Origin of the sequence: Psychrobacter sp. UBA3483, assembly GCF_002377905.1 — a bacterium.
GTDB lineage: Bacteria > Pseudomonadota > Gammaproteobacteria > Pseudomonadales > Moraxellaceae > Psychrobacter.
This window is the reverse complement of the sequence record NZ_DFQS01000003.1, coordinates 1-25,168: the sequence shown is the minus strand read 5'-3', so window position 1 is coordinate 25,168 and position 25,168 is coordinate 1. Positions and strand designations below refer to the sequence as shown.

Genomic DNA, 25,168 nt, shown 5'->3' with positions numbered 1-25,168 from the left:
AACGTGGCGAATCGGTTGCAAAAAGAGGATAACTATAGAATCTTGCCAGCGAATACGGCGGGATGCTGCTTAACCAAATCAATTATTAAAAGTTTGCGCTATTTATGGAGATGACGGCGTGATTTATCAAGCACTGAGGCGTCTAAATTATAAATTATGACGCTTTAAACCTTTTCAAAAAGGATTTATTAAGAATTGCACAAAGCTTTCCATACCTTTATAAGGTGTAGGCATGCTAATATTTAGCGCGCTATCAATGCACATATAAACACTGTTTTTAGATTTTTAGCCACTTTTTAACCATTAGGTCTGCGATAAGGTCGTATTTTTATGAAAAAGCTGATTGTTTTGTTGATTGTCATTGCCGTGGTTATCTATGGCGGCTCGCCTTATTACAGCGCTTATCAGCTTAAAAATGCCTATGACGCCAAAGATGGCGCGACTATCGCAGCGGCAATTGATTATGAGCAAGTGCGCCCCAGTATCCAAAATCAGCTGACCAGCCAGTTTGCCGTGACCATGACCAAATATCCATTGGTCGCCGAACTTGGCGGCGCGCCATTAACCGAAGCGGCCAATGGCTTTATTATCCAAGCGGTCGATGGCGCCATTACCGCGCAAAATATCGAAAAATTGATTAATACCCAAGGTCAAGCCAACGCCGCGACCAAAGAGCTTGCGGCGGCATGGGCGATTGCTAGTAATCAAGTCGATTTAAAAAACCTGATTCAAAATCTAATCATTCAGCGCGGCGACGTCAATGCCGTGGTCAAAAATCAAATGCAGCAAATCATGCAAAAGCAAGCAGCGGAGCTTGAGCAACAAGCGGCGCAAGGCACCGATAGTGATAAGCCAAAACTGGCCTACTGTGGTATTAACTGCTTTACCATTAGCGGTCAGGTGAAAGGTTATCTGCTGACTATTGAGATGCAGCGCGAAGGTTTGATCAATTGGAAAATCGTCGATATCATTTTTCCGAAATAGCTATTACTGCAATAGCTGTCACTGAGATAGACGGATAGAATCCATCCTTAAGCACCACTAAAAACTGCCCTATGGACATAGCTCATAGGGCAGTTTTTTAATAGTTACTTTCTATGTTATAGACTTTTTAATAATCAGAGCTCTTAATAAACAGACTTCTTAATCATTTACTCTACACCTAAGAACTCTAAAAACTCTGGGCTCTCAAAGCTTGCTTGATAAAGGACACCATCTTCGCGGTAAATTGCTGGCGTTGCCATGACCGCAAGCCCTGCTGATTTTTCACGGTTAGGCGTTACATAATCGGCTTTACAACTGGCTGGTGCAGGCGTCATTTTACCTTGTAGCATTGCTTTATCAAAAGCAATGCGGCGGCTATCCTCACTGCCCTGACACCAAATAGCACGCATTTGCTCAGGCGACTTTTCATATATCGGATAACCGATGGTTTTTACCGTCACGCCTCTGGCATTGAGCATGGGTAACTGTTGATGCAAGCGGCGGCAGTACGGACAATTGACATCATTGGCGACATAAATAATGGCTCTTTCAGGACTGGTCGCAGGATAAGTAATCAATTGGCTTTCGTCTAAAGTTGCAAATACCGCTTGGTTTTTAAGGCGCTCAAAGTTGCCATCAAGCCCGATAAACTGACCGTTTTCAATCACTGATATCTCACCATCGGTGATATATTGCCCATCGTCTGATAATAGAAATGGCACACCCTCTAGCGTCGCGCCCCAAATCACGCCAGGTACGGCGGTATAAAAGAATGGGATTTTGGCACTCATATTTTTTAGTGCGCCCATATTTGCCAGTAGGTCAGATTTTAGGCTGGCGCTGACCGGCTTGCCCACTTGCAAGCTGCTGCTACGCGCTGGTGTTTTTGTAACGATGCGCTTACTTGGATTTTTTTGTAGCTCACCTTGGATGACATATTTGCCCTCTTTGGTAATATGCAGCGGCGGCTGGCCTACCAAATTCACCCGATACATATTGGGCAACTGTGAGGGCACAATAGAAGTGATTGGCGTTTTGATATCAGCTTGGCTCAGTAGTTGACGTAATTGTCTATCGACAGCTTTGCTCACGCTGCTAGTAGCAGCTTGGGTACTTTGTATATTGGCACCAGTTTGCGGTGTTTGGCTGCTGTTGTTTTTGATAACGTCAGAAGTGCTTTGCTGCGCACAAGCGGTGGTAGTCAATAATATGGCACTGATTAAGCTGACAGATTTTAATATAGGGAGTTTCACGAAGACAGTCCTATTGGTTTTTAATAGCAATACGTTAGACACTTTCAGTATTAATAAAGCTAACTATATTATGTAAAAAAATAGATTAAAAAAGATAGGCAGACTTTAGCACAAAGACATTTTTTGCAAAGTTTAAAAGCCTCAATTTTGCAAAACTGCTACTGAGCTTTAAGAGATAGGCAACACAGACAGCAGCCAGAGATCATAGAGGTAAATAATAAACATTAAAAAAGCAGCGCACTTTTTGGTGGCTGCTTTTTTGCAAAGGAGATGAGTGGCTGATTTTAGAAGTTAGCAACGCCTAATTTTAGAATTTCGCCACTTCCTCCGGCGTTAAGAAACGACTGTCGCCTTTATCCAAACCGTCTAAGGTGATATGGCCAATACTGGCGCGATGCAGCTCGGTGACTCGATTGCCAAAATAGCCCATCATACGTTTTACTTGATGGTATTTACCCTGCTCCAAGGTCAAGCGTGCATGGGTTTCATCGATAAACTCAAGGGTAGCAGGCTTGGTTTCTTCATGGTCGCCTTCTAAGAGGATACCTTCAGCCACTTCTTTGACTGCATTGGCCTGCGCGTCGCTGTCCATTGGGCTTGCTAATGTGAGCTCGTATATTTTGGCATGCTCATGTTTAGGGCTGGTCACGCGGTGTAACCAGCTGCCATCGTCACTGATAAGCAGGGCGCCTGTGGTATCGACATCGAGGCGTCCTGCAATACGCAAGCTGCCAAGCTCAGGTACAGCGATTAGCTCGGTGACGATAGGATATTCTTTGGCTTTTAAAGTGCACTCAAAGCCTTCAGGTTTATGGAGCAAGATATAGCGATTGCCAGTCGCAACCGACAATGGCTCGCCCGCCCACAGTACTTCATCATTAACGATATCGACATGCAGCCCTGGATCTTTGACCACCGCATCATTTACCGTCACTTCACCGGCGTGCAAGATCCGCTTTGACTCTTTGCGCGACAGCTCAGTGGCTTTACTTATAAATTTATCTAGACGCATACGCTTGACTACCATTCGTTTTATATTACCAACTTCGTATCAGAAGCCAACCATACAAGCACGGCTATTGCGCTTGTCCGCTATCTTAAATAATGAGAAGTGGTACTATAATAAAAAATTAAATGAACACTGGGCCCAATACAGGCGACAGTGAAAGTTAAGTAAGTTTACCATATCCAACCTAGACCTGATGAAATATGAGCTATCAAACGCTAAAACATGCGGTCAGCGCACGCTTAGACATTAAAAAGTCTGAGTTTATTGCCCATGCCTATCCTGTTACCTCGCGTGAACAAGCGATGTTTCACGTGGAACAGTTACGCGCGCAATATGCCGATGCGCGTCATCACTGCTGGGCCTATATCATCGGTGACCCCGATAACACCACCAGCGCAGGTTTTGACGACGATGGCGAGCCCAGTGGTACCGCAGGACGACCGATATTAAATGTCTTACAGCATAAATCTATCGGCAACGTGATTATCATTGTCGTCCGTTATTTTGGCGGTATCAAACTGGGTGCGGGCGGTCTAACTCGCGCTTATGCAGGTTCTGCGCAGGCGGCTGTTGATGAAATGATACTACTACCCTACGTACCGATGGCGCAAGTGCAAATAATCGCTGAATTTGCCACCGAAGCGCAGTGTCGCTACGTGGTCGAAGATTTAGGCGGTCATATTGATGATGTGACTTATAGTAAACAAGTCACCTTGACCGTGACGCTTGCTGAAGCAGATATCGATCACTTGAAAGAGCGGCTGGCGATGGATGGGCGTGTCTTAGAGTCTCCATAATTGATAAGTATGTATGCAGAGCCATTTTTCTTAGTTCTTCTGAGTGGTAGTTCTAGATGAATTGCTTTGAGTGACCATTCGTTCACTGAGCGTTCACTGAAAAGCATTGGTTTTGGCAACCGCCGTCGGTATGATAAGGCATTGATTGTTAAAGACGATTTTAACGATCATTCATATAACCACTAAATAAGAAACCTTTATGCCAACATCGAAACCACATAAAACCTTTGCCCCTGCCCCTTTTAAACCCCCATTTTGGTTAAGCAATCCACACTTACAAAGCATTTTACCCAAATTTTTTGCTCCAAAAACGCCGACTTATCGCCGCGTGGTCGAAAAAGACTCTTTGGATGAAAGTGATATTGCTTATGACTTTTATGATGCTCATCCTATAGACCCCCAGTCTATAAACTCAGCAGAAAATGGCGAACTTGAGCAAACGCCATTAATCGTATTGTTTCACGGTATGGAAGGCAGTAGCGACAGTCATTATGCGCGCGCGTTGGCCTATCAGATGCATGCGCAAGGATGGCACTTTGTCGTCGCGCACTTTCGTAGCTGCGGGGGTATTCCTGCGAGCGGTCGCGTCTTTTATAACGCCGGTGACACGGGCGAGCTGCACCATATGCTTGAGAATTTGCGCAAAAACTTTGCCCATATCTATGCAGTAGGCGTGTCCTTAGGCGGTAATGCACTGGCGAAATATATGGGCGAATATGGCGACAAAGCGCTCTGTGATGGCGCAGCGGTGATTTCAGCACCTGTCGATATGTCGTCGGCGGCGCTTAGTATGCACAGCTTTTTGAGTCATCGTATTTATACCCCGTATCTGCTCAATCCCATTATCAAAAAAGCCTTGGCGAATGACATTACCAAAGATGAGATTGACTCCATCAAAGCGGTCAATCGTATCAGTGACTTTGATGATATCTTTACCGCTCCGCGTCATGGCTACCGCTCTAACAACCATTATTATCACGCCTCATCGGCGCTGCCTTATTTGATAAAAGTAACCAAACCTTTATTATTAATCAGCGCCAAAGACGATCCTTTCCTTGGGTTTACCGCCACGCCAAACGATGTCTCTGACAGCGTCACTATCTTAGACACCGAGCATGGCGGGCACGTGGGCTTTATTCGTTATAACGTTGATAAAGACAAATCGACGCATCTTTATAAAAAATCCAGGTTTGATATCAACTGGTTACCCGAAACCGTCAGCGCTTATTTTGAGTCTATTGGCGTCGCGTCTAGCGATTAATGATGACATTTGCTACTCTACCAAACCATAGCCTTTTTACTTAACCTCCACCTCTTTGAGATTGCGCCATGTATCCATTTATTCGTTATGCCAGTACCATCGCCCACGCCGCGCTCCAAGTAAAAAAGGGCAACACCTTAACGTTTAAAGATACCAGCGAGATTAGCTTTCGCTGTCGTCTGACCGATATTGATAATTTCTTGGAGATGAATAATGGTCGCGTGCTGACGCTTTATGATATGGGACGTACCGATTTTGCGGTACGGAGCGGACTTGGTAGCCAACTGCTCAAGCAGCGTTGGGGTCTGGTGGTCGCTGGCAGTACCATCCAATATCGCAAACGCATTCGCGCCTTCGATAAAGTCACCATGAAAACTCGTATCGTCGGCTTCGATGAGCGCTGGATTTATATCGAGCAGTCGATGTGGGTCAAAGGCAAGCCTTGCTCCTCTGCCCTACTGCGCACCGGCGTCACCGAAGGCGGCAAAGTGATCGAAACCTCGCGTGTCTTAGCGGCGCTAAATCAAGCAGATTGGGAGCTACCGCCGAGCGGCTATGTGGCAGAATGGATTATCAGTGATGCCGACCGTCCGTGGCCACCGCAAGCTTAGAGCTAATCACTCAATGATATTCATAAGTCATAAGCAGCGCTGCACAACTACGTAACCTTATAACTACTATTTACTAACAATACATTATATAAATAAGTATATTAAATGTTAGGATGGTAGTGAGTTTTTTACTCAACTTAATAATGTTTAAATAAAAAACAGTCTACTAAGGAAAAAATATGGTTAATAATACGGAATATGTCGGCACGCTATTTGATAATAGTGACTCAAACCCAAGCAAAATCACTTTAGCCTTTACCATGGCAGGAATTGCCCTGAAGAAAGGGCACTCTGCTTCCGTGATTTTGATGGTAGATGCGGTGCATTTGGCATTACCAAATGCCTTGGATGACGTCAATATTGGCGCGCCGTTTGAGCCAGCGGGCGAATTGCTCGAAGCCTTTATTGAAAAAGGCGGCCAGGTATTGGTCTGCGGCGCCTGTATGAAACATAATGGTGTCGAAGAATCAGTCATTGATAAGCGCTTTACGGTCATCAGTGGTGATGATGTGGTTGAGCTGCTGATGAATGCGAAAGGGTCGTTGCAGTTGAATTAAGCGTTTAAGCTAAGCAATAAGTTTAAGTAAATAGGTTGGTTTCCTAGTCGTCATTTTGATGGTTTGGGAGCTAACCTATTTTTTATTTAATTATTGGGTACTAACCTTAGAAAAACATCGCTTTTAGAGTGAAAATCTACTGCTTTTATCGAATAACGAAATACACATTATCTAACACGCTCGCCGTTCAGCTTTGCTAAAGTAAGTCATGCAAATCTCCTAATAAAATAACAAGGACGCCCGTCATGACCTTACTTAATACCTTTGATTTAACCTACCCTATCGTGCAAGCACCGATGGCAGGGGCAACCACGCCTGAGCTAGCAGCGACGATAAGTAACTTTGGTGGACTGGGATCATTAGGAGGCGGGACGACGGCGCCAACAGTTTTAAATGAGCATATTAATACCCTTAAATCGCTCACCGACCGTCCCTTTATGATCAATCTAATGGTGTTATCCGAGCACGATTCTACTACTTTGGATAGCAAAATTCCTGCTTGGTTAGACGCGTATTATGAAAAAAACAACATAGACATGGCGTTACCTGAATGTCCCGCGCTAAGCTTTGCAGAACAGCTACAAGTGCTGTACGACAATCCCGTTCCTGTCGCTAGCTTCACCTTTGGTATTATCAGCGCCGAGCAGGTGCAGGGTTTAAAGGATTTGGGCACACGCGTCATCGGTACTGCCAATCATCCGTTGGAAGCAAAAGCATGGGCGGAGATTGGTGTCGATGCAGTATGTCTTCAAGGCTCGGAAGCGGGCGGTCATCGCGGTGGTTGGTTGCCACAAAGCGCAAACGATCCATTGGGTTTATTGACACTGATTAGTCAAACGCGTGCTTACACCGATATTCCTTTGATTGCAGCGGGCGGTATTATGACGGGGCAAGCGATTAAAGCGGTGCAAACAGCCGGCGCTGAGCTGGCGCAAATAGGCACGGCGTTTTTGACCACCGATACATGCGCTATTAATGATACGTATAAACAAGCGCTACTTGATGCCAGTCTGGGTAAGCGCAGTAGTGAGACACGTTTGACGCGGCTGTTTTCAGGTAAGCAAGCACGCGGATTGTTAAATGATTATTTGCGCGATTTTGGTCAATTTGAGAGCGCGCATGAGTTACCGTCTTACCCACAATTAAATGCCATGACCAAAAACTTGCGTGCTCATGCAAAAAATAACCTCGATGCCGAACATCAGTCTTTATGGGCAGGACAAGGGGTCGCGTTGGTCAGACAAGAAAGTACGCTTGAATTGCTCGAGCGACTAGTAAAAGATTTATAGTTTGATCGACGTCGTTAACATCTTGTAGCCAAAAGGAAGAAACATCAGAGCATCTAATGTTTCTTTTTTATTTTCAAACAAATACTTTCAACCAATCCCTAACGCTGCGCCTCTAATATACTTCTAAACGCTTTGTAATCGTCTGCCGTTTGTTCCACCGCCTCGATCATTGGTACATGACCAATCTCTGGCATCATAATCACCTGCGCTTGCGGAATGATTTTTTTTATGAGATTGACCGTTTCAGGTTTAATAATCTGATCTTTATCACCCCAAACGACGAGCGTCGGAATGTTATATTGGGCAATGATTTTGGCGCGCTCTTCGACATTATCGGTGACGATTTGCTTGAGGATTTTGGCGTCCAGCTCTTTATTTTTGATACGCTCTTGCGCGAACACCGCTTTGACCGATTTTGGCAAATATGGCGGCTTATACATGACAAAATCATACATTTTGTAGAAGTCTTCATTGCTCTTAATCAACAGCGGATTGTTCTCTAATGTCGCGCCTTCTAATGATTTAGGAATGCCAGCTGACCAAAAACCTGCGCTATCGACGAGCCATAAACTTTTGACCTCTTTAGGATACTTTGCTGCATAAGCTACACTGATAGCGCCGCCCATCGAGTTGCCGCCGACATGAATGTTTGACGCCAACCCTTTTGCTTGCAGCAACTCATGTAAGCGCGTCGCTTGCGCCTCCGAGCGATAATCAGCGCTCATCGGTTTGCTCGACTCACCAAAACCAAGCAAATCAGGAATGATGAGATGATAGCCTTCTAACTGACGCGCGATACGGGTAAAGTTGTCTTTATTACCGCCAAAGCCATGAATGAGCAATAACGGCTCGCCAGCGACATTGCTGTTTTCGGCATAGACCATCTTATCACCAGAGCCCAATGTCAGCGATTTGATTTCTAAATCAGACTTGTTACGCTCATATTGAATAATCTTTTGCGTGGTATTGACCGCTAATTGATTGGGTGCGGTGGTACAACCGATCATAGAAAGACTAAAAAGCGCAGCAAGGCACAGGCGTTTTAAGAGCATCGAAACATCCTTGTTATAGTTGGTGAGTATAGGTAGAAAAGATTAGAAGTTAAAGACGCCTAAAATCGCAATCTTAGCATACGAATATTAGGGCATGTCCTTAATTAAACCGATAGCAATCTAAATGGGCTAAAAATGGCTAAATTTTTCGCTAATGTGTCTTACCTGTACTTTATTTATCATCGATTAATTTTAATACTATCACCTATCAATACATTATATAAAAAAACGTTACCAGTCTAACCAAGATGCTATAGGCAAGGTCATCTATAATAAGGGTTTTTATGTCATAAAATACAGCCAACTTGGATGGCGAAAAAGGATAAACATTGAGTAAAACAACTACCTCCACTGCTAAAAGCCGTGACCTCACCCAAGGGTCGATTGCCAAAACCATGCTGCTTTTCGCTCTGCCAACCCTTGGCTCATCAGCCTTGCAATCGCTGAATGGCTCGATTAATGCCGTCTGGGTAGGGCGGTTTTTAGGGGAAGAAGCGCTGGCGGCGACGGCAAACGGTAACATCTTGATGTTTATCCTAATCTCCTTCGTTTTCGGTTTTGGTATGGCGGCGACTATATTGATTGGTCAAGCCATGGGACGCCGTAACGACACCATGGTGAAAAGAACCATGGGCACGGCGCTGGGTAGTATTATTCCAATCAGTATATTGGTATCGGCAATCGGCTGGCTATTTGCTCCCCTACTGCTCAATCTGCTCGGTACGCCAGCAAGTGCGGTAGAGCTTGCTCTGACTTATCTACGGATGATTTTTGTAGCGATGCCGGTCACCTTGACCTTTACGCTGATTATGATGGCACTACGCGGAACGGGCGACTCTACCACGCCGCTTTGGTTTATCATTATTTCGGTAATTATCGACCTGATTTTGACGCCGGTGCTGATTTTGGGTATCGGCCCCTTTCCTGAATGGGGTATCTTTGGCTCGGCCTTTGCAACCGCTGTCGCCAATGCTCTAGCGCTGATTGGTATGATTATCACCATGTACCTGCACGGTTCTGTGCTGACACTTAAGCTGCCCGAGCTGCGTTTTTTACGCGCAGACCGAGATATCCTAAAGTCGATGTTTTCAAAGGGTTTGCCGATGGGGCTACAGATGATTGTTATCTCATCAGCAGCATTAACGATGCTATCGCTCATTAACCGCGAGGGCGTACAAACAACGGCCGCTTATAGCGCAACCCAGCAGCTTTGGACCTATGTACAGATGCCAGCAATGGCGCTCAGTGCTGCAGCCAGTGCGATGGTCGCACAAAATATCGGTGCCAATCAATGGAACCGTGTGGCGGGCATCACCCGCTGGGGGCTTATCTTTAACGTGATATTGACGGGCGCTATGATCGGGGTGCTGAGTGTTTTTGATGAAACTATTTTGGGGCTTTTCCTTGGTAGTGACAGCGCCGCAGTGCCGATTGGGCGCCATATTCAGTTGATGGCAACTTGGGGCTTTATCTTTTTTGGCATCGCGCAAGTTTTCTTTGGCACCATGCGTGCCAACGGTTATGTGGTTTGGCCGCTAATCGTCATGGTGATTTCCATGTACCCTGTGCGCCTTGGCTTTGCATTCGGGCTTTATCCATTCCTTGGAACCGATGCGCTTTGGCTGTCGTTTCCAGCTGGCATGGTAGCGACTGCTGTGATGGGTGCAGGATTATATCTCTACGGCGGCTGGCGCAAAGGTAAAAATATGCCCGCCGAAGAAGCGGCGCAAAGGTCGGAGGAGTTTCGCGCCCATACCGGCACTAGTGCCTCGTTTCGCGATATTTTACCGACCACAGTGTGGAAGCTCTCGCCTTTACGCCGTATTACAAGGCTACGTCGTCGACTACAAAAACGCCTGCAAAAACACCGTATGAGAAGAAAACATAAACGTTCCTCGCGCGGTTTATAAGGGTTTACAGATAGAAGGGTTTACAGATAGTAAGTTGAATTGATTAAAGCTCAATTGTTTTAAGTTTAATGACTTAATAAAAAGTCCACCGCTGCTGCTGCATGAATTGCAGTGGTATCAAATACGAGGATGGGGCTGTCTGTTTACTTCATCAGCATGAATGGCGACAAATTATTAAAACTGAATGATAACAATATAATAAGGCGAACTTGATGATTGATAATAACCATTTTACCTAGCCGTCATCACGCGTTATCATAGTCGCCGCTAAGCATGAGCAATGCTTTGTATCAACCTCTCTCATCGCAAAACATCACGTTTACAGCAGTAATGAAACGTGGCTCTCATCAAGCAGGACAATAGAATATTATGGCAAAATTCCCGACCGTCAGAATACGCACGCGGCGCAAATACTATCGGCTGATTTTCACCTTTTTAATGGCGCTGATGATGTCGACGATTATCTCGACAGCCCTGCTACTGATTAATGTAGGATTTGTCGAAGGCTTTTTTATCACGTTGTTTAACTCGTGGAAATATGCCTTTATGGTCGCTTGGCCGAGCGCGTATATTTGTGCCTATTTAATCCAAGAGCACCTGCTGAGTAGGATTGAGTTTTATTAAATAATCTCAACCTTATTTTTTAAGCAAGCGACTCTATGGTCTAAAACGCCTTCTAATACAGGTTCTATTTGAGCGCATTCGCTTCCTGCTATTGGGCAGCGGGTTCGGAATACGCAGCCCGATGGTGGGTTTATCGGACTTGGTAGGTCACCTTCTAATAACTGAATGGTTTTATTACGCTCAGCGATAGGGTCAGGTAATGGCACAGCAGACATCAATGCTTGGGTATAAGGGTGCGTCGGATTGCTATAAACAGCTTCACCTATTCCCAATTCGACCGCGTGTCCCAGATACATGACCAGTACCCGATGAGCGATGTGTTTAATAACGGATAAATCATGAGCGATAAAGATAAGCGATAGACCCATCTCTTGCTGTAGGTCTTGTAATAAGTTAATAACCTGTGCTTGAATGGAGACATCGAGGGCAGAGACTGGCTCATCACAAATGATGATTTTAGGTTTTAATATGAGCGCACGAGCGATACCAATTCGTTGACACTGACCACCAGAAAACTCATGTGGATAGCGGTTAATCTGATTCGGCAGTAGCCCAACCTTTTTCATAATGGTGCGTACTGCATCCTGAACGTCAGACTTTTTCATTTCTGGATAGTAAGTCCGTAGCGGCTCGGCGATGATATCGCCTACGGTCATGCGTGGATTGAGCGAGGCTAGCGGATCTTGAAAAATCATTTGAATGTCTTTGCGCTTTAGTCTCATGGTTTTTTTGGAAGCACCAACTATCTCTTCGTCACCGAATTTAATACTGCCAGAGTTGGCGCGCACCAAACCGATAATCGTTCTAGCCAACGTTGATTTGCCACAGCCAGACTCTCCTACTACCCCTAAAGTCTCCCCAGGGAATAGCTCAAACGATACACCGTTTACTGCCTTTAGCGTATCAGGCTTTTGCCAAAAGTAGGTGCCTTTTTGCTTAATATTAAACGTAGTATGGACATCTTGCACTTGCAATAGCGGGACCTGGGTTTGGTTTTGAGACATACCTGTGTTTGCTACTGTCATGCGTTAGCCCTCCAGCTTGAATAAGTTATTAACGTCCGTATCTGTTGTCATACCCTTTGCCGCTACTTCTGAATCAGTCACTTGTGCTTCAGGATACCAATGGCAAGCCCGTTGACGCTCGTTGGGTAAAAATTCAAGTGGCGGCGCTACTGTACGGCAGATATCCATGGCGTGTGAACAGCGCTCATGAAAAGGACAGCCGGTTGGCAGATGGAGTAAGTTTGGCGGGCTGCCAGGAATGGTCGCAAGCTTACCTCTATCATCATCAAGACGCGGAATGGCTTTTAACAATCCGATCGTATAGGGGTGAGAAGGCGCGTAGAAAATCTCTTCTGTTTCGCCATACGCCATAGTACGACCAGCATACATGACCAACATCCGATCGCAGATGCCAGCCACTACTCCCAAATCATGCGTAATCATGATAATGGTGGTACCAAAGTCGCGCTTTAGCTCATTTAATAGCACCATAATTTGTGCTTGAACAGTCACATCAAGCGCAGTCGTAGGCTCATCAGCGATGAGTAGCTTTGGGCGACAAAGCAGCGCCATCGCAATCATAACTCGCTGACGCATACCGCCTGAAAACTCATGCGGATACATACCAATACGATTTTTGGCCTCAGGGATTTTGACCGCATCTAGCATTCGAACTGATTCTGCCCAGGCATCCCTTTTACTCAGCCCTTTGTGTAGTGTCAAGACTTCGGCGAGCTGATCCCCTATTTTCATATAGGGGTTGAGTGAGGTCATCGGATCTTGGAAGATCATAGCGATTTGCTCAGCACGTATTTTATTCAATGCCTTTTGGGATAAACCTAGCAGCTCATTACCTTCAAACTTTACAGAACCGGTGGTACGACCGTTTTTTGCTAGCAGTCCCATAATAGCGAACGCTGTCTGCGACTTACCAGAACCTGACTCACCGACAATGCCCAAAGTTTCACACTCATGCAGGTTAAAATTTAAACCATTAACGGCGGTCACTAGGCCATCTTCAGTAGTAAATTGTACCGATAAATCTTGTACCGATAATAGGCTATTCTCTTGCTGACCCTGATTATTAAGCGCTGAATCAAAGCCTACTTTACGGACAGTAGAGTCTGTTTGCTTAGGTGAACCATTTATGTGTTGAGTTGTCATAGTCTTGCTCTCTTAGCGATATTTGACTAGCGGTCTTTTGGGTCAAACGCATCACGTAGACCATCGCCGATAAAGTTGAAGCAGAATAAAGTAATAACCAAAAAAGCGGAAGGAATCAAAATCTGCCAAGGGGCGACTTGCAACGTTTGAGAACCTTCTTGCAGTAATGCCCCCCAACTGGTCATCGGCTCTTGTACCCCAAGCCCCAAAAAGCTCAAGAACGACTCAAACAAAATCATCGTCGGCACAAGTAAAGAAGCATAAACCACCACCACCCCAAGCACATTAGGAACGATATGACGCAGGATAATATTAAACCCTGATACCCCGCCTACATGCGCTGCTTCAATGAACTCTTTGCTCTTTAGGCTCAGTGTCTGGCCACGGACGATACGAGCCACATCAAGCCAAGACACCAGTCCAATAGCGACAAAGATTAAAATAAGGTTACGGCCAAATATAGTCACGAGCAAAATCACGAAGAACATAAATGGAAAGGCGCTTAGAATCTCCAAAAAACGCATCATGATCATATCAACTTTACCGCCAAGATAGCCTGACGTTGCGCCATACACCGTACCAACCAATACTGCCACCGTGGCGCCAGCGATACCAACTAATAAAGAGATACGGCCACCGACTGCGGTGCGCACGAGTAAGTCTCGACCAAGCGAGTCCGTACCGAAATAGTGCTTATTTTCAATCGAAGGCGCAGCTTGCATAAAGTTCCAGTCGGTCTCTGCGTAGCCAAAAGGCGCAATCATTGGCATAAATATGACAAAAATACCGACAAGTAATAAGATAAAAAAGCTCGTCACAGCCGCTTTGTTTTGATAAAAACGGCGCCAAGCATCTTGCCATAGGCTACGGCCTTTAATCTCTTTAATAGGCAGAGTCATAGCCTCAGTTGGCTGGTCTACGAGAAGGCTCATAGTCGTCCCTTTAGTAATCTCATGGATAATCTGATAGTCATTTTTAAGTAATAAGTAAGCTCAACACTGTCTGTTGACCAGCCATTAATACTGAATTTTTGGATCAATTATCGCGTATAAAATATCGACAATCGCATTAAAGGCAATGGTTAATACACCGACCAAAATGGTCAAACTCAGCACCACACCATAATCACGATTAAGTGCGCCATTCACAAATAGCTGTCCGATACCAGGTAAACCAAAGATAGTTTCAATAACAATAGAGCCGGTAATAATACCCACAAAAGCGGGACCTAAATACGATATCACTGGTAACAATGCCGGCCTAAGCGCATGTTTCATAACGATTTGGCGCATGGGTAAACCTTTAGACTTGGCCGTGCGGATATACTGGCTATTCATAACCTCGATCATCGACCCGCGCATAATTCGGGCGATACTAGCAACGTATGCTAATGCTAGAGCGGTGACTGGTAATATGAGGTTGCGTAGAGCGCCATCATTCCAGCCGCCAGCAGGCAGCCACTGCAAAAGAATCGCAAAAATAAGGACCAATAATGGCGCTTTGACAAAGCTTGGTATCACAACCCCGGTCATCGCAAAAGCCATCAATATGTAATCCAGCCACGAGTTTTGCTTAAGCGCTGCGACAATACCAAGGATCAAGCCTAGTACCAATGCTAATATAAAAGCATACAAACCAAGCTCCATCGAAACGGGGAACGACTGTGATAACAACTCGTTGACGGTATAGTCTTTATACTTAAACGATGGCCCAAAATCACCCATCGCCAATTGTTTTAAATAATGGGCATACTGTAACCACATGGGATCATTAAGATTGTACTTAGCTTCGATATTGGCCAATACGGCGGGAGATAAACTGCGCTCAGAAGTAAAAGGACTTCCTGGCGCTAATCGCATCATAAAAAAAGACACGGTTATTAGAACAAACATAGTTGGAATGGCTTCCAAAATACGCCGAAAGATGAGCTTTAGCATAAGGCCTCTTTTAAGGTTCCTATTATAAGGATGCCTATTTTCAAGTGCTTGTTTTCAACGCAGCCTTGCTACGTTTTCAACTCAAATAAGTAAGCGCTATAAGTCAGAATCCGTCTTCTTTATAGCGCCCACTAGGGTTTTAGCTATGTACTTATCAGTGCCTATCAGTGCTTAGCAATAGAGATATCTTTACCTTGCCAATTATCTAAAGGATCTTTATCTGAGAAGCCAATAACATAAGGCTTAACTAAGCGAGGGCTAACATAATGATAGATGTTGAGTAGCCCCATATCCTGATCGAGCTGCGCTTCCGCTTTTTGATACAAGCTTGCACGCTGCTCCGGTGACACGCCCGTTTTTAATGTTTGCGCCATCAGACTGTCAAAATTGGCATTGGCATACTTACCATAGTTACCACTATTGTCAGATTTAGCGATATTCAAAAAGGCTGAAGGCTCGTTATAATCCGCACACCAACCAGCCCGAGCGATTTGATAATTACCATTACGGCGGGTATCAAGGTAAGTTTTCCACTCTTTGTTGGTCAAAGTCACATCGACGAACCCTAGCGCTTGCTTCCATAGTGAGGTGGCTGCTACCGCGACCTTTTTATGGTTGTCATTAGTGTTGTAAAGGAGCTCAAAGGCAAGCGGATTATTTTCGTTATAGCCCGCTTCGTTCAGCAGTTTTTTAGCCTCTTTAATACGCTTCTCTTTGTCCCAAGTTGACCACTCTGGGGTATTTACCACCTTACCATTGGTCGACTTAGGGGTGAGCTGATAAGCTGCCGTTTGGCCTTGACCGATCACTTTGTCCGCGATGGTATCGCGATCTAAAGCTAAAGCTAAAGCGCGGCGTACTTTTGGATTATCAAAAGGAGGTTTGACGGTATTAAACTCATAATAATAAGTACAAAGGTAAGGTGAGATTCTAAGCTCATCGCCGTTTTGTTTCTTCAAGGAAGCAAATTGCTCGGTTGGAATCTCATTGTAGGTGACATCCACTTCACCGGCCTGATAGCGCGCTACATCGGTAGTGCTAGAAGGAATGGGTAGCATCGTAATGGTATCGAGCTTTGTATTGGCATCGTCATAATAAGAAGGATTACGCGTCAAAACCAGCTCATCATTAATCTGCCATTTACTGACTTTATAAGGGCCATTGACCACAATATTGGTAGGGTCTGTCCATTTATCACCGAAAGCTTCGATCGTTTTTTGATGGACAGGCTTGACCGAGTTATGAATCAGCATGTCTGGAAAATAAGGAACAGGCTCTGATAACGTCACTTGCAAGGTTTTATCGTCAATCGCCTTGACACCAAGCGTCTCAATACCCGCCGCGCCTTCGACGATTTTGTCAGCCCCGACCACTTTGGCATCGACTAAATAGCTTGAATAAGGTGACGCGGTATTGGGATCGACCAAACGGCGCATGCTATAGACGAAATCTTGTGCCGTAACCGGATCACCATTTGACCATTTGGCATCACGTAATTTAAAGGTCCAAACTTTATTATCGGTACTTTCCCATTCGGTGGCCATTCCTGGTATCGTTTTGCCATCGGCATCTGTGTTGGTCAAACCTTCAAACAATTGGCGACCGATATTAGATTCAGGAACTCCAGATACTTTATGAGGATCAAGCGACTCAGGCTCTGTGCCATTATTAATGACCATCTCTTGAGTGTCCGCTAATACACTTGGATCAATATTGGCTGACGAGCTGGCATTATTATTAGTTGCCGTATTATCACTACAGCCTGTCATAAACATAGCGAGAGCAAGAGAAGTAGGTAAAAATACGGTAGTACGAAGGGAAGTAGGGTTGAGGGTCATATGGCATCCTAGCGGGAAGAAGACAGGCCGTCGGCCTCGTCTTTTATTAAGTCTATTTAAATTTAGTATCTATTGGCTATATCTTTGATGTTCTCAATCAGTAAAGACTGAACATACAACTCATACAGTATAGAAAACTATTGTTAACAGTAATAATAAAAAAAGTTATCAATGTCAACAGTATTTGAACTTATATCCATAGTGATGAACAGGAAACCACTCTAGCACTAATGATAAAAATAAGTAAAAAAGATTAAAAAACCTGCAAATTTGCAATTTTTTGCCTAGATTTGATGTTTTTTATCGTAGAAAACTTACCACGCATCAAATAGCTATTTTGATGTTACTAATTGTATCCTGATTCTATTTACATCTACTAAAACTGATGGACTTCTTTATTCAGCCCACTTAATTGCACTCTTAATAAAGATAACGCTACCTTGTGAAAAACAGCTAAGATAAGCGACAAACTGTTTTTAATCAGAGGCGACTATGAGCCACGCACGGCGTACTATCGAGCAGTTACTGCAGCAAGGTACTCTCCCTCTTAAAAATGCCGAGGCAGCAGCAATACACTTAGAAGTCTATCCGAGTAAACGCACGTGGCTAGACTTTTTTGATAAAGCCCTACTAATGATTGGTGCAGTGGCACTGGTATTATCCTTGGTGTTTTTTATCGCTTATAACTGGCAAAATATGGGCAAAATAGGCAAATTTGCCTTGGTTGAAGGGGCGCTGGTGATTACCATCGCGCTTTATATAGCACTGTCTTTTAGGCAGCTTATACAACGGTTTCAACTGATTCGGCAGTTATTATTGCTTATCGCTAGTATTATTACTGGCAGCTTATTGGCGCTATTTGGGCAAGTGTATCAAACGGGCGCTGATACCTGGCAGCTGTTTTTTGGCTGGGCGCTATTGATTACGCCTTGGGTAGTTATCGCCCGTTTCCCTGCGTTATGGCTGCTGTGGTTAGGCTTAATCAATGCCTGCTTGGTACTCTATTTAGATGTCGCAAATCTACAATTTATTAACTATAGCCTGCAAAATATCTCCCAAGTAGCCATCCTTGCGCTATTTAATTTTATTGCCTTTTATAGTTGGCTTATTAGCTGCGACAATAAAAAACCTTTCTCTGCTAGCAAGTTCTTCAATCGTATTAATCCTGGAAAGTCCACTGTTGATATAACCGATAATGACCTTAAACATCCTCTAAATAACTCTAAAACAAACAGCGTTCAAACCAAATCCAGCTTGCACTGGAGCACTTATGTCGTCGGTTTATTAAGTACGTTTTGTATGACGTATCTGGCGATTGTCACGGTCTTTGATAATGGCAATATCTGGGCAACGCTTATCGCTATCCTAGTGTGGTTAGGTTGGTGCGGCTTTATGTTTTGGCACTTTTATCAGCGCCGTCTTGATTTACTGATGCTGACTTATTTGTCGTTTTCTATCATTACTGTAGTGATGTTTTGGGTCGGTAAATGGCTGTTGGATGGTTTTGACGCAGGTGGGTTTTTGATATTAGCCTTGCTACTTATTGGCATGAGCTCGTCGGCAGTTATGTGGCTGCGCAAAGTTGCCCGTATCAAGAACGATGACACTGCTCCTCATACTGTAATCAAGGGGAACAGCGATGAGCAATGAGATGAATAATAATATCAACCATAACGAACAAAATCATGACCTTTTGCTATTACAACAGCAGGGACTCATCGAGGCGCAAAACGTCAATTATAAGCTTTTGAATAATGCAGCATCTGAAGCGCGCAGCCCGTGGTTTATCAGCTTACTTTTTGGTATGAGCGGTATTTTAGCCAGTCTGTTTTTTATAGGGTTTTTAACCTTGTTATTAGATAGCAGCGGTTTGCTTGATAGTACGCTAGCGGTATTTATTATTGGCGGCGTATTAAGCGTTATCGGCGGATTCTTATTTCATAATGCGCGTAGTCGCCACAGTGCTTTTTGGGATAGTTTAGCCTTTGCGATTACGCTAGCAGGTCAAGGATATATCGCCTATGCTTTACTGGCGAGTGAGATTGCAGAGCCACTCAATATAGTGCTATTGCTCCTTGTGCAACTGTTGATGACTGTTGCGATAGCCAATTTTATCTATCGTTTATTGAGCGCAACCTTAGCCTTAAGCTGCCTGTTTTACTTATTAAATTATTATCACTTATCTGAAATAAGCTTAGGATTATTGGCATTAATCACTAGCGTGACTCATTTACAACGCTATAGGCTAGCTGCTTTTATTCCAACTAAATGGCGAATGAATGCGTTAGAAATTATGAGTGCTATTGGCTATGCGAGCGCCTATGTCTTGCTCAGCATTTCCGTCTATTTTATCGCTACGGAATATGGCAATAGCTTTAATAACCTTGATAATTACGGTGAGTCATTTAGCTATAACTACTACCTTGCTCAAGGGCTATTAACGCTTGCCAGCCTTTATGCCGCTTATCTCATTTTAAAGCGCTATCAGGTCAAATTGCGATCAACAGCAGGACTGCTCATTAGCGCCGCGATTATCATCCTTGGCGTGGTCTCCATTTATGTCTCAGGCTTATTGGCCACCAGTTTGATTATTATCATCGCTACTGCCAATAGCCAACGCGTGCTGTTAGTACTGGGCGTTATTGCCTTGGTCGGTTATATCTTTTGGTACTACTATCAGCTCGATACGTCTTTATTGGTTAAATCCGTTTCCCTGTTTGTTATTGGAATCACGCTATTGCTGCTGCGCTGGCTGCTTATCAAAAGCTATTTTGCGAAGATAAAACCATGCGCTAACGTCAATCAGGAGCGGCTGTCATGAATAATAAAATTTTGACCAAGCGCTTGCTGAAGGACACATCAAAGACCCATTGGCTACAAAAACCGGCAGTCACGATTATTATTGCCCTCCTTGGACTGGCGCTGGTATTGGTGGTGATGACGAGGAATATTATTAAATACGAAAACCATCTTACGACTGGCGATACGATTTTATTAGCACTTGCGCCCGTTGATCCACGCGGCTTTATGCAAGGCGACTATATGACGCTCAGCTATGCGCTAGAGCGTGACGTATTTGCCGCCTTAAATAGAGACCCCGGTAGCTATCCTACTAATGAAGAAGGCTATGTCATTGTTGCCTTAGATAACAATAAAGTCGCACAGTTTATGCGCTTAGCGGCTAAACAGCCTAAAAATCTAGCCTCTAATGAGATGGCGATTCACTACCGTATCCGTAACGGTACGATGCAATTAGCGACCAATGCTTTTTTCTTCCAAGAAGGTAATGGCGAAGCATTTGAAGCGGCAGAATATGGGCTATTTCGGATTAATGATAAAGGGGAGCCGCTACTGACCAATTTAGTAGATGACGATTTTAAGGTTATTAGTCCAAAGCAGGCACATGCAGAACAAATAATCACAGAACAAACTGCTAATGATTAATGAAGCCAACTAAATGCTGCTCACTTAACGCTGACTACTTTGCTTTACCAAAGTAATATTGCGATAAGCAAGCTGGGTTTGCTACTGTTGATGGCTACAAATTTATTCGCTCGTTAAAAGCATTTGAAAAAACGTAACAATTAAAAAAAGGATTTATTATGCGTAGTGCAACCTATGATCATTTTGGCAAACCAACTGAAGTATTGAGCCTAGGCGACCGCCCTATCCCCGAGCCAAAAGCCAATGAGGTACGCGTCAAAACCATTCTCGCCTCCATCCATAACCACGACCTGCTTACCATTCGCGGTCAGTACGGCTTTAAACCTGAAATGCCAGCTATCGGTGGTAGCGAAGCCTTAGGCATTATCGATGCCGTTGGTAGTGAGGTTAAAGACTTAAAAGTCGGTCAACGCGTAGCGGCTGCCAGTGTACAAGCAACTTGGGCAGAGTACTTTGTCGCATCAGCCGATATGGTATTTGCTGTCCCTGATAGTCTAGAAGATGAAATGGCTGCGCAGTTAATTGCCATGCCGCTCAGTGCGTTGATGCTATTAGAGTTCTTAGAAGTAGAAAGCGGTCAATGGGTTATCCATAATGCGGCAAACGGTGCAGTCGGTAAGTCGCTTGCCATGCTAGCGGCGGCGCGCGGCGTCAAAACCATTAATCTGGTAAGAAGTGACGATGCCATAAAAGAGCTAGATACTCTCGGTATCAAAAACAATATCAACACTTCAGATGACGACTGGAAAGAGCAAGTCAAAGCGATCATCAATAATGATAAAATCAGTGCGGCGGTCGATTCTGTCGGCGGTGAAAATAGCGGCGATTTGTTATCGTTACTCGGTCATGGTGGCATCTTCGCCGCCTTTGGGGCGATGTCGGGCAAACCTATGGTCATCAATCCTACCCATATGATTTTCAAGCAAGCCGTGATGAAAGGATTTTGGGGCAGTAAGCTCAGTCAAGAGATGAGTGTGGAGAATAAGCAGCGCCTAGTGAATGAGCTGATCGATAGAGCGGTAGATGGACAATTAAAACTGCCCGTGGAAGCGGTATTTGATTTGGCCGATATCGTGAAAGCGGTCGATGGCAAATTACAGTCAGGCAAAAAAGGCAAGGTATTGCTAAAGCCTTAAACTATCGTTAACTTGTAACTTAGCTAACCTTCGTTTTATTGACAATGGCAGCGTTCTTTATTAAGAGCGCTGCCATTTTTTATGGCGACCGGCTCTACCCTGCTTGGCAATATACTGATAAACAGCAACAACGTTCATTTACCAAAGTCAGGTTGCGGCTAGCAAGACCCGCTTGTTAAGGTTGATAAGCATTTATCTACTGACGTCGCTTAAAAATTGAAAACATTTAATTAAAATAATAAAGGAAATCATTATGCGCCACGCAACTTATAACGAATTTGGCAAACCTTCAGAAGTACTTAGTATCACCGACAGCCCTACCCCAGAACCCAAAAATAATGAAGTCCGTATCAAAACTATCCTGTCCTCTATTCACAATCACGACATCGTGACCATAAAAGGCGAATACGGCAATAAACCACAATTACCTGCCACTGGTGGCTCTGAGGCCGTTGGTACGATCGACGCTTTAGGTAAAGATGTTGAAGGGGTTAAGAAAGGTCAGCGCGTTGTTGTTTCAGGTATATCAGGCACTTGGGCGGAATATTTTGTCGCTCCGGCAAAAAGCCTTATCCCTATTCCAGACGCCATCGATGATGAAATGGCCGCACAGTTAATTGCCATGCCGATGAGTGCACTGCTGCTGATTGAGTTTTTAAATATTAAGCCCGGTCAGTGGCTTATCCAAAACGCCGCCAATGGTGCGGTCGGTGAATCGATGGCGATGCTGGCGCCTGAGCGTCATATCAATACGATTAATTTGGTACGCAGTAAAGAGTCACAACAAGAGCTTATCGAGCTTGGTATCACTGAAAATAACATCGTGACCGATAACGACGACTGGAAAGAGCAAGTACAAAAAATCGTTGGTGACGCCAAAATAAGCGGCGCGGTTGATGCGGTCGGCGGCAAATCAGGCGGTGAGCTGCTGTCACTACTCGGTAAGCATGGCGCAATGGCGTCATTAGGATCAGTGTCTGGCGAACCACTAATGCTAAACCCAAGCAATCTGATTTTTAATTTGACTAAAGTTAAAGGTTTTTGGGCAAGCGATTTGATGCAAGAGATCAGCGCCGATGATAAGCAGCGTTTAATTAAAGAGCTGATTGAGCGTGCCTCAAGCGGTATCCTAAAATTACCTATTGGCGGTATCTATGATTTAGACGATATTCAAAAAGCGGTTTCAGAAGACGTCCAGTCAGAGAAAAAAGGTAAGATATTGATTAAGCCTTAAGCTGCTTGTGCAAAGAGCATTTACTATAAAAGCAATAAAAAAGGATTAATACCATGTCGAATAACAAAACCTTTAAAGCCTTAGTGGTTCACGAGACTAGCAACGGTGAATTTGAAAAAAGCATTGAGCAGTGCAGTGTCAACGACTTGCCTGAAAATGACCTATTGATTGAAGTGTATTACTCATCATTAAACTTCAAAGATGCGATGTCGGCATCGGGCAATAAAAGAATCACCAAAAACTACCCGCACACTCCTGGCATTGATGCTGCAGGCGTGGTGGTAAGCGACAAGTCTGGCACGTTTTCTGAAGGCCAAGAAGTCGTGGTCTTTGGCTATGATTTGGGCATGGATACCGATGGCGGTCTCAGTCAGATGATCTCTATCCCTGCCGATTGGGCGGTCGAATGCCCGTCATCGCTCACACTAAAAGAAGCGATGATCTATGGTACGGGCGGTCTCACCGCAGCCTTAAGCGTACAAAAGCTTGAAAAAATGGGCGCAAAACCTAAAGACGGTCCAGTTGCGGTGACGGGTGCAACGGGCGGCGTCGGCAGTATCAGCATCGCCATATTAAGTCAGCTTGGCTATGAGGTCATCGCCTTCTCCGGTAAGCCTGAGCAAAGCGACTATCTAAAAGAGCTTGGCGCAAGCGAAGTCCGTCATCGCGATACCATTAACGAGGTCGGCGATAAACCCGTCGGTCGTGAGCTATGGGCAAACGCTATTGATACCATCGGCGGCGACTATTTGGCAAACTTACTCAAACAAACCAAAGCGGGCGGCGCGGTCACCAGTTGTGGCTTAGCGGGCGGTGCTGAGTTTACGATGACGGTATTGCCGTTTATCACTCGCGCAGTGTCCCTACTCGGTATCGATTCAGTCTATATTCCACTGGCTGATAAAAAGGCTATTTGGCAGCGCGTCGCCACTGATATGAAATTGCCTAATCTCGAACAGTATGCTGAGGAGATTACACTTGAGCAGACACCTGAGTATTTAGATCGCTTTATGGCGAGCAAGACGGTTGGGCGTTATGTGGTAAATGTGCGGGGTTAGGTTTTTGGGTTAGAAATAAGGTTTTTAGATGATAGTAGCACTCCTTTTGGGGTGCTGCTTTTTTTCTTCTTTAAAAGTTTATACTGGTATTTATCCTATATCAAAAAATTATTTTACTTACTATCACATATAACTATGGTGTAAATTTTTTGAAAATATTAGGGCGTGTCTTCAATTGGATAAGCCATAAATAATAGTTACAATACCGCATCTATTGAGACGATGCGAGAAATACAAGTTATGGCAAGAACAGCACTAACAGATACGCTTTGGGATCAATTGCAATCAACAATGACACAGCATGGCTGCTATCAAACTCAAAACAGTCGAGAGATCATGGAAGCCATACTGTGGAAACTGCGCACAGGGGCGCCTTGGCGTGACATACCTAAAGAATTGTGTTCGTGGAAAACAGCCTATAGTCGCTTTAATCGATGGTCGAAAACTGGCTTATGGGAGGATTTTTTTTTAGCCTACGAAAAGAAGTTGATACGGAATGGGTATTCACAGACGGAAGCTATGTTCGCTGTCACCAGCATGCAAGTGGAGCTCGGCGTGGTGAAGATAGAGCAATTGGACGAAGCCGTGGCGGCGCAACTACAAAGATACACCTATCCTGTGATGCCGATGGATATCCGCTCGATTTTAAAATCACTGGGGGTGACGTCCATGACAGTCAAATTGCAGGTGAATTGATTGACATGATTGGACAAGCTGATTACTTTATCGCTGATAAGGGCTATGATTCAGAGTGTATCAGAGACAAAGCTCGAAGCCATAATATGATACCTGTCGTTCCTAAAAGGAAGAATGCCAAACAGCCTAATCCAGAATTTGATAGCTACTTATACAAACTGCGTCATCTTGTTGAAAATATGTTTGCAAGGCTTAAACACTTTCGTAGTATCGCCACTCGCTATGAGAAGTTGGCTCGTAATTTTAAGTCAATGCTTTATCTGGCGTGTACTATCATTCATTGTAAGATGAATTGAAGACACGCCCTAAT

Annotated in this window: 23 protein-coding genes; 15 read left to right on the top strand and 8 right to left on the bottom strand. The window is 44.4% G+C overall.

Annotated elements, in window-relative coordinates; all coding sequences use genetic code 11:
* Positions 1-330: 330 nt before the first annotated feature.
* Positions 331-984: a DUF2939 domain-containing protein gene (locus B2866_RS00190; protein WP_296189309.1), complete on the top strand. Its 654-nt coding sequence runs from the start codon at positions 331-333 to the stop codon at positions 982-984.
* Between the two features lie 167 nt (positions 985-1,151).
* Here the strand turns inward: B2866_RS00190 and B2866_RS00185 are convergent, their stop codons facing one another.
* Positions 1,152-2,237 carry a disulfide isomerase DsbC N-terminal domain-containing protein gene (locus B2866_RS00185; RefSeq protein ID WP_296189307.1) on the bottom strand — a complete coding sequence of 362 codons (1,086 nt, stop codon included), beginning with the start codon at positions 2,235-2,237 and terminating at the stop codon, positions 1,152-1,154.
* A gap of 307 nt (positions 2,238-2,544) precedes the next feature.
* The gene (locus B2866_RS00180; RefSeq protein WP_296189305.1) at positions 2,545-3,249 is read right to left on the bottom strand and encodes a pseudouridine synthase; all 705 of its coding nucleotides are present in this window, start codon (positions 3,247-3,249) and stop codon (positions 2,545-2,547) included.
* Positions 3,250-3,446: 197 nt separating this feature from the next.
* On the opposite strand from B2866_RS00180, the gene B2866_RS00175 reads away from it, so the two are divergent.
* From B2866_RS00175 to B2866_RS00155, 5 genes are all read left to right on the top strand, one after another.
* Entirely contained in the window at positions 3,447-4,043 is a 597-nt protein-coding gene (locus B2866_RS00175; protein ID WP_296189303.1) for a YigZ family protein, read from the top strand.
* A 199-nt stretch (positions 4,044-4,242) separates the two neighbouring features.
* Positions 4,243-5,304 carry a YheT family hydrolase gene (locus B2866_RS00170; protein WP_296189301.1) on the top strand — a complete coding sequence of 354 codons (1,062 nt, stop codon included), beginning with the start codon at positions 4,243-4,245 and terminating at the stop codon, positions 5,302-5,304.
* Between the two features lie 68 nt (positions 5,305-5,372).
* Complete coding sequence (locus B2866_RS00165; RefSeq protein ID WP_296189298.1) at positions 5,373-5,915, top strand: acyl-CoA thioesterase; 543 nt, start codon at positions 5,373-5,375, stop codon at positions 5,913-5,915.
* Between the two features lie 179 nt (positions 5,916-6,094).
* Positions 6,095-6,472, top strand: a complete 378-nt coding sequence (locus B2866_RS00160; RefSeq protein ID WP_296189296.1) for a DsrE family protein — start codon at positions 6,095-6,097, stop codon at positions 6,470-6,472.
* A 245-nt stretch (positions 6,473-6,717) separates the two neighbouring features.
* Positions 6,718-7,761 carry an NAD(P)H-dependent flavin oxidoreductase gene (locus B2866_RS00155; protein WP_296189293.1) on the top strand — a complete coding sequence of 348 codons (1,044 nt, stop codon included), beginning with the start codon at positions 6,718-6,720 and terminating at the stop codon, positions 7,759-7,761.
* Between the two features lie 98 nt (positions 7,762-7,859).
* Here the strand turns inward: B2866_RS00155 and B2866_RS00150 are convergent, their stop codons facing one another.
* Positions 7,860-8,813 carry an alpha/beta hydrolase gene (locus B2866_RS00150; RefSeq protein ID WP_296189290.1) on the bottom strand — a complete coding sequence of 318 codons (954 nt, stop codon included), beginning with the start codon at positions 8,811-8,813 and terminating at the stop codon, positions 7,860-7,862.
* A 329-nt stretch (positions 8,814-9,142) separates the two neighbouring features.
* Here B2866_RS00150 and B2866_RS00145 point away from each other — a divergent pair, with 329 nt between their 5' ends.
* Both B2866_RS00145 and B2866_RS00140 read left to right on the top strand, forming a co-directional pair.
* Entirely contained in the window at positions 9,143-10,723 is a 1,581-nt protein-coding gene (locus B2866_RS00145; RefSeq protein ID WP_296189286.1) for an MATE family efflux transporter, read from the top strand.
* A gap of 369 nt (positions 10,724-11,092) precedes the next feature.
* Positions 11,093-11,347, top strand: coding sequence for a DUF2798 domain-containing protein (locus B2866_RS00140; RefSeq protein ID WP_183619317.1), 255 nt, complete (start codon positions 11,093-11,095; stop codon positions 11,345-11,347).
* Here B2866_RS00140 and oppF read toward each other — a convergent pair.
* From oppF to B2866_RS00115, 5 genes are all read right to left on the bottom strand, one after another.
* Positions 11,344-12,372: a murein tripeptide/oligopeptide ABC transporter ATP binding protein OppF gene (gene oppF, locus B2866_RS00135; RefSeq protein ID WP_296189283.1), complete on the bottom strand. Its 1,029-nt coding sequence runs from the start codon at positions 12,370-12,372 to the stop codon at positions 11,344-11,346. The two genes, B2866_RS00140 and oppF, sit on opposite strands and share 4 nt — an antisense overlap.
* Positions 12,373-12,375: 3 nt before the next feature.
* The gene (gene oppD / locus B2866_RS00130) at positions 12,376-13,515 is read right to left on the bottom strand and encodes an oligopeptide ABC transporter ATP-binding protein OppD (protein ID WP_296189280.1); all 1,140 of its coding nucleotides are present in this window, start codon (positions 13,513-13,515) and stop codon (positions 12,376-12,378) included.
* A gap of 26 nt (positions 13,516-13,541) precedes the next feature.
* A complete protein-coding gene (gene oppC / locus B2866_RS00125) occupies positions 13,542-14,447 on the bottom strand; it encodes an oligopeptide ABC transporter permease OppC (RefSeq protein ID WP_201542446.1) in 906 nt (301 codons plus the stop codon).
* Positions 14,448-14,531: 84 nt separating this feature from the next.
* Entirely contained in the window at positions 14,532-15,452 is a 921-nt protein-coding gene (gene oppB / locus B2866_RS00120; RefSeq protein ID WP_296189275.1) for an oligopeptide ABC transporter permease OppB, read from the bottom strand.
* A gap of 164 nt (positions 15,453-15,616) precedes the next feature.
* Positions 15,617-17,290: an ABC transporter substrate-binding protein gene (locus tag B2866_RS00115; protein WP_296189272.1), complete on the bottom strand. Its 1,674-nt coding sequence runs from the start codon at positions 17,288-17,290 to the stop codon at positions 15,617-15,619.
* Positions 17,291-17,782: 492 nt separating this feature from the next.
* Between B2866_RS00115 and B2866_RS00110 the strand changes: the two genes are divergently transcribed.
* The 7 genes from B2866_RS00110 (at position 17,783) to B2866_RS00080 (ending at position 25,154) form a co-directional block, all read left to right on the top strand.
* Positions 17,783-18,940, top strand: coding sequence for a DUF2157 domain-containing protein (locus B2866_RS00110; protein WP_296189270.1), 1,158 nt, complete (start codon positions 17,783-17,785; stop codon positions 18,938-18,940).
* Complete coding sequence (locus tag B2866_RS00105; RefSeq protein ID WP_296189268.1) at positions 18,930-20,111, top strand: DUF4401 domain-containing protein; 1,182 nt, start codon at positions 18,930-18,932, stop codon at positions 20,109-20,111. Before B2866_RS00110 ends, B2866_RS00105 begins: the two co-directional genes overlap by 11 nt.
* Entirely contained in the window at positions 20,108-20,734 is a 627-nt protein-coding gene (locus B2866_RS00100) for a GDYXXLXY domain-containing protein (protein ID WP_296189263.1), read from the top strand. Before B2866_RS00105 ends, B2866_RS00100 begins: the two co-directional genes overlap by 4 nt.
* Positions 20,735-20,892: 158 nt before the next feature.
* Positions 20,893-21,870: a zinc-binding dehydrogenase gene (locus tag B2866_RS00095; protein ID WP_296189261.1), complete on the top strand. Its 978-nt coding sequence runs from the start codon at positions 20,893-20,895 to the stop codon at positions 21,868-21,870.
* A 253-nt stretch (positions 21,871-22,123) separates the two neighbouring features.
* Positions 22,124-23,104, top strand: coding sequence for a zinc-binding dehydrogenase (locus B2866_RS00090; RefSeq protein ID WP_296189258.1), 981 nt, complete (start codon positions 22,124-22,126; stop codon positions 23,102-23,104).
* 53 nt (positions 23,105-23,157) lie between these two features.
* A complete protein-coding gene (locus B2866_RS00085) occupies positions 23,158-24,162 on the top strand; it encodes a YhdH/YhfP family quinone oxidoreductase (protein WP_296189255.1) in 1,005 nt (334 codons plus the stop codon).
* Between the two features lie 240 nt (positions 24,163-24,402).
* A protein-coding gene (locus B2866_RS00080) for an IS5 family transposase (protein WP_296189252.1) occupies positions 24,403-25,154 on the top strand; the annotation gives its coding sequence in 2 pieces (ribosomal slippage) (positions 24,403-24,610 and positions 24,610-25,154; 753 coding nt in all).
* The last annotated feature ends 14 nt before the right edge of the window (positions 25,155-25,168 follow it).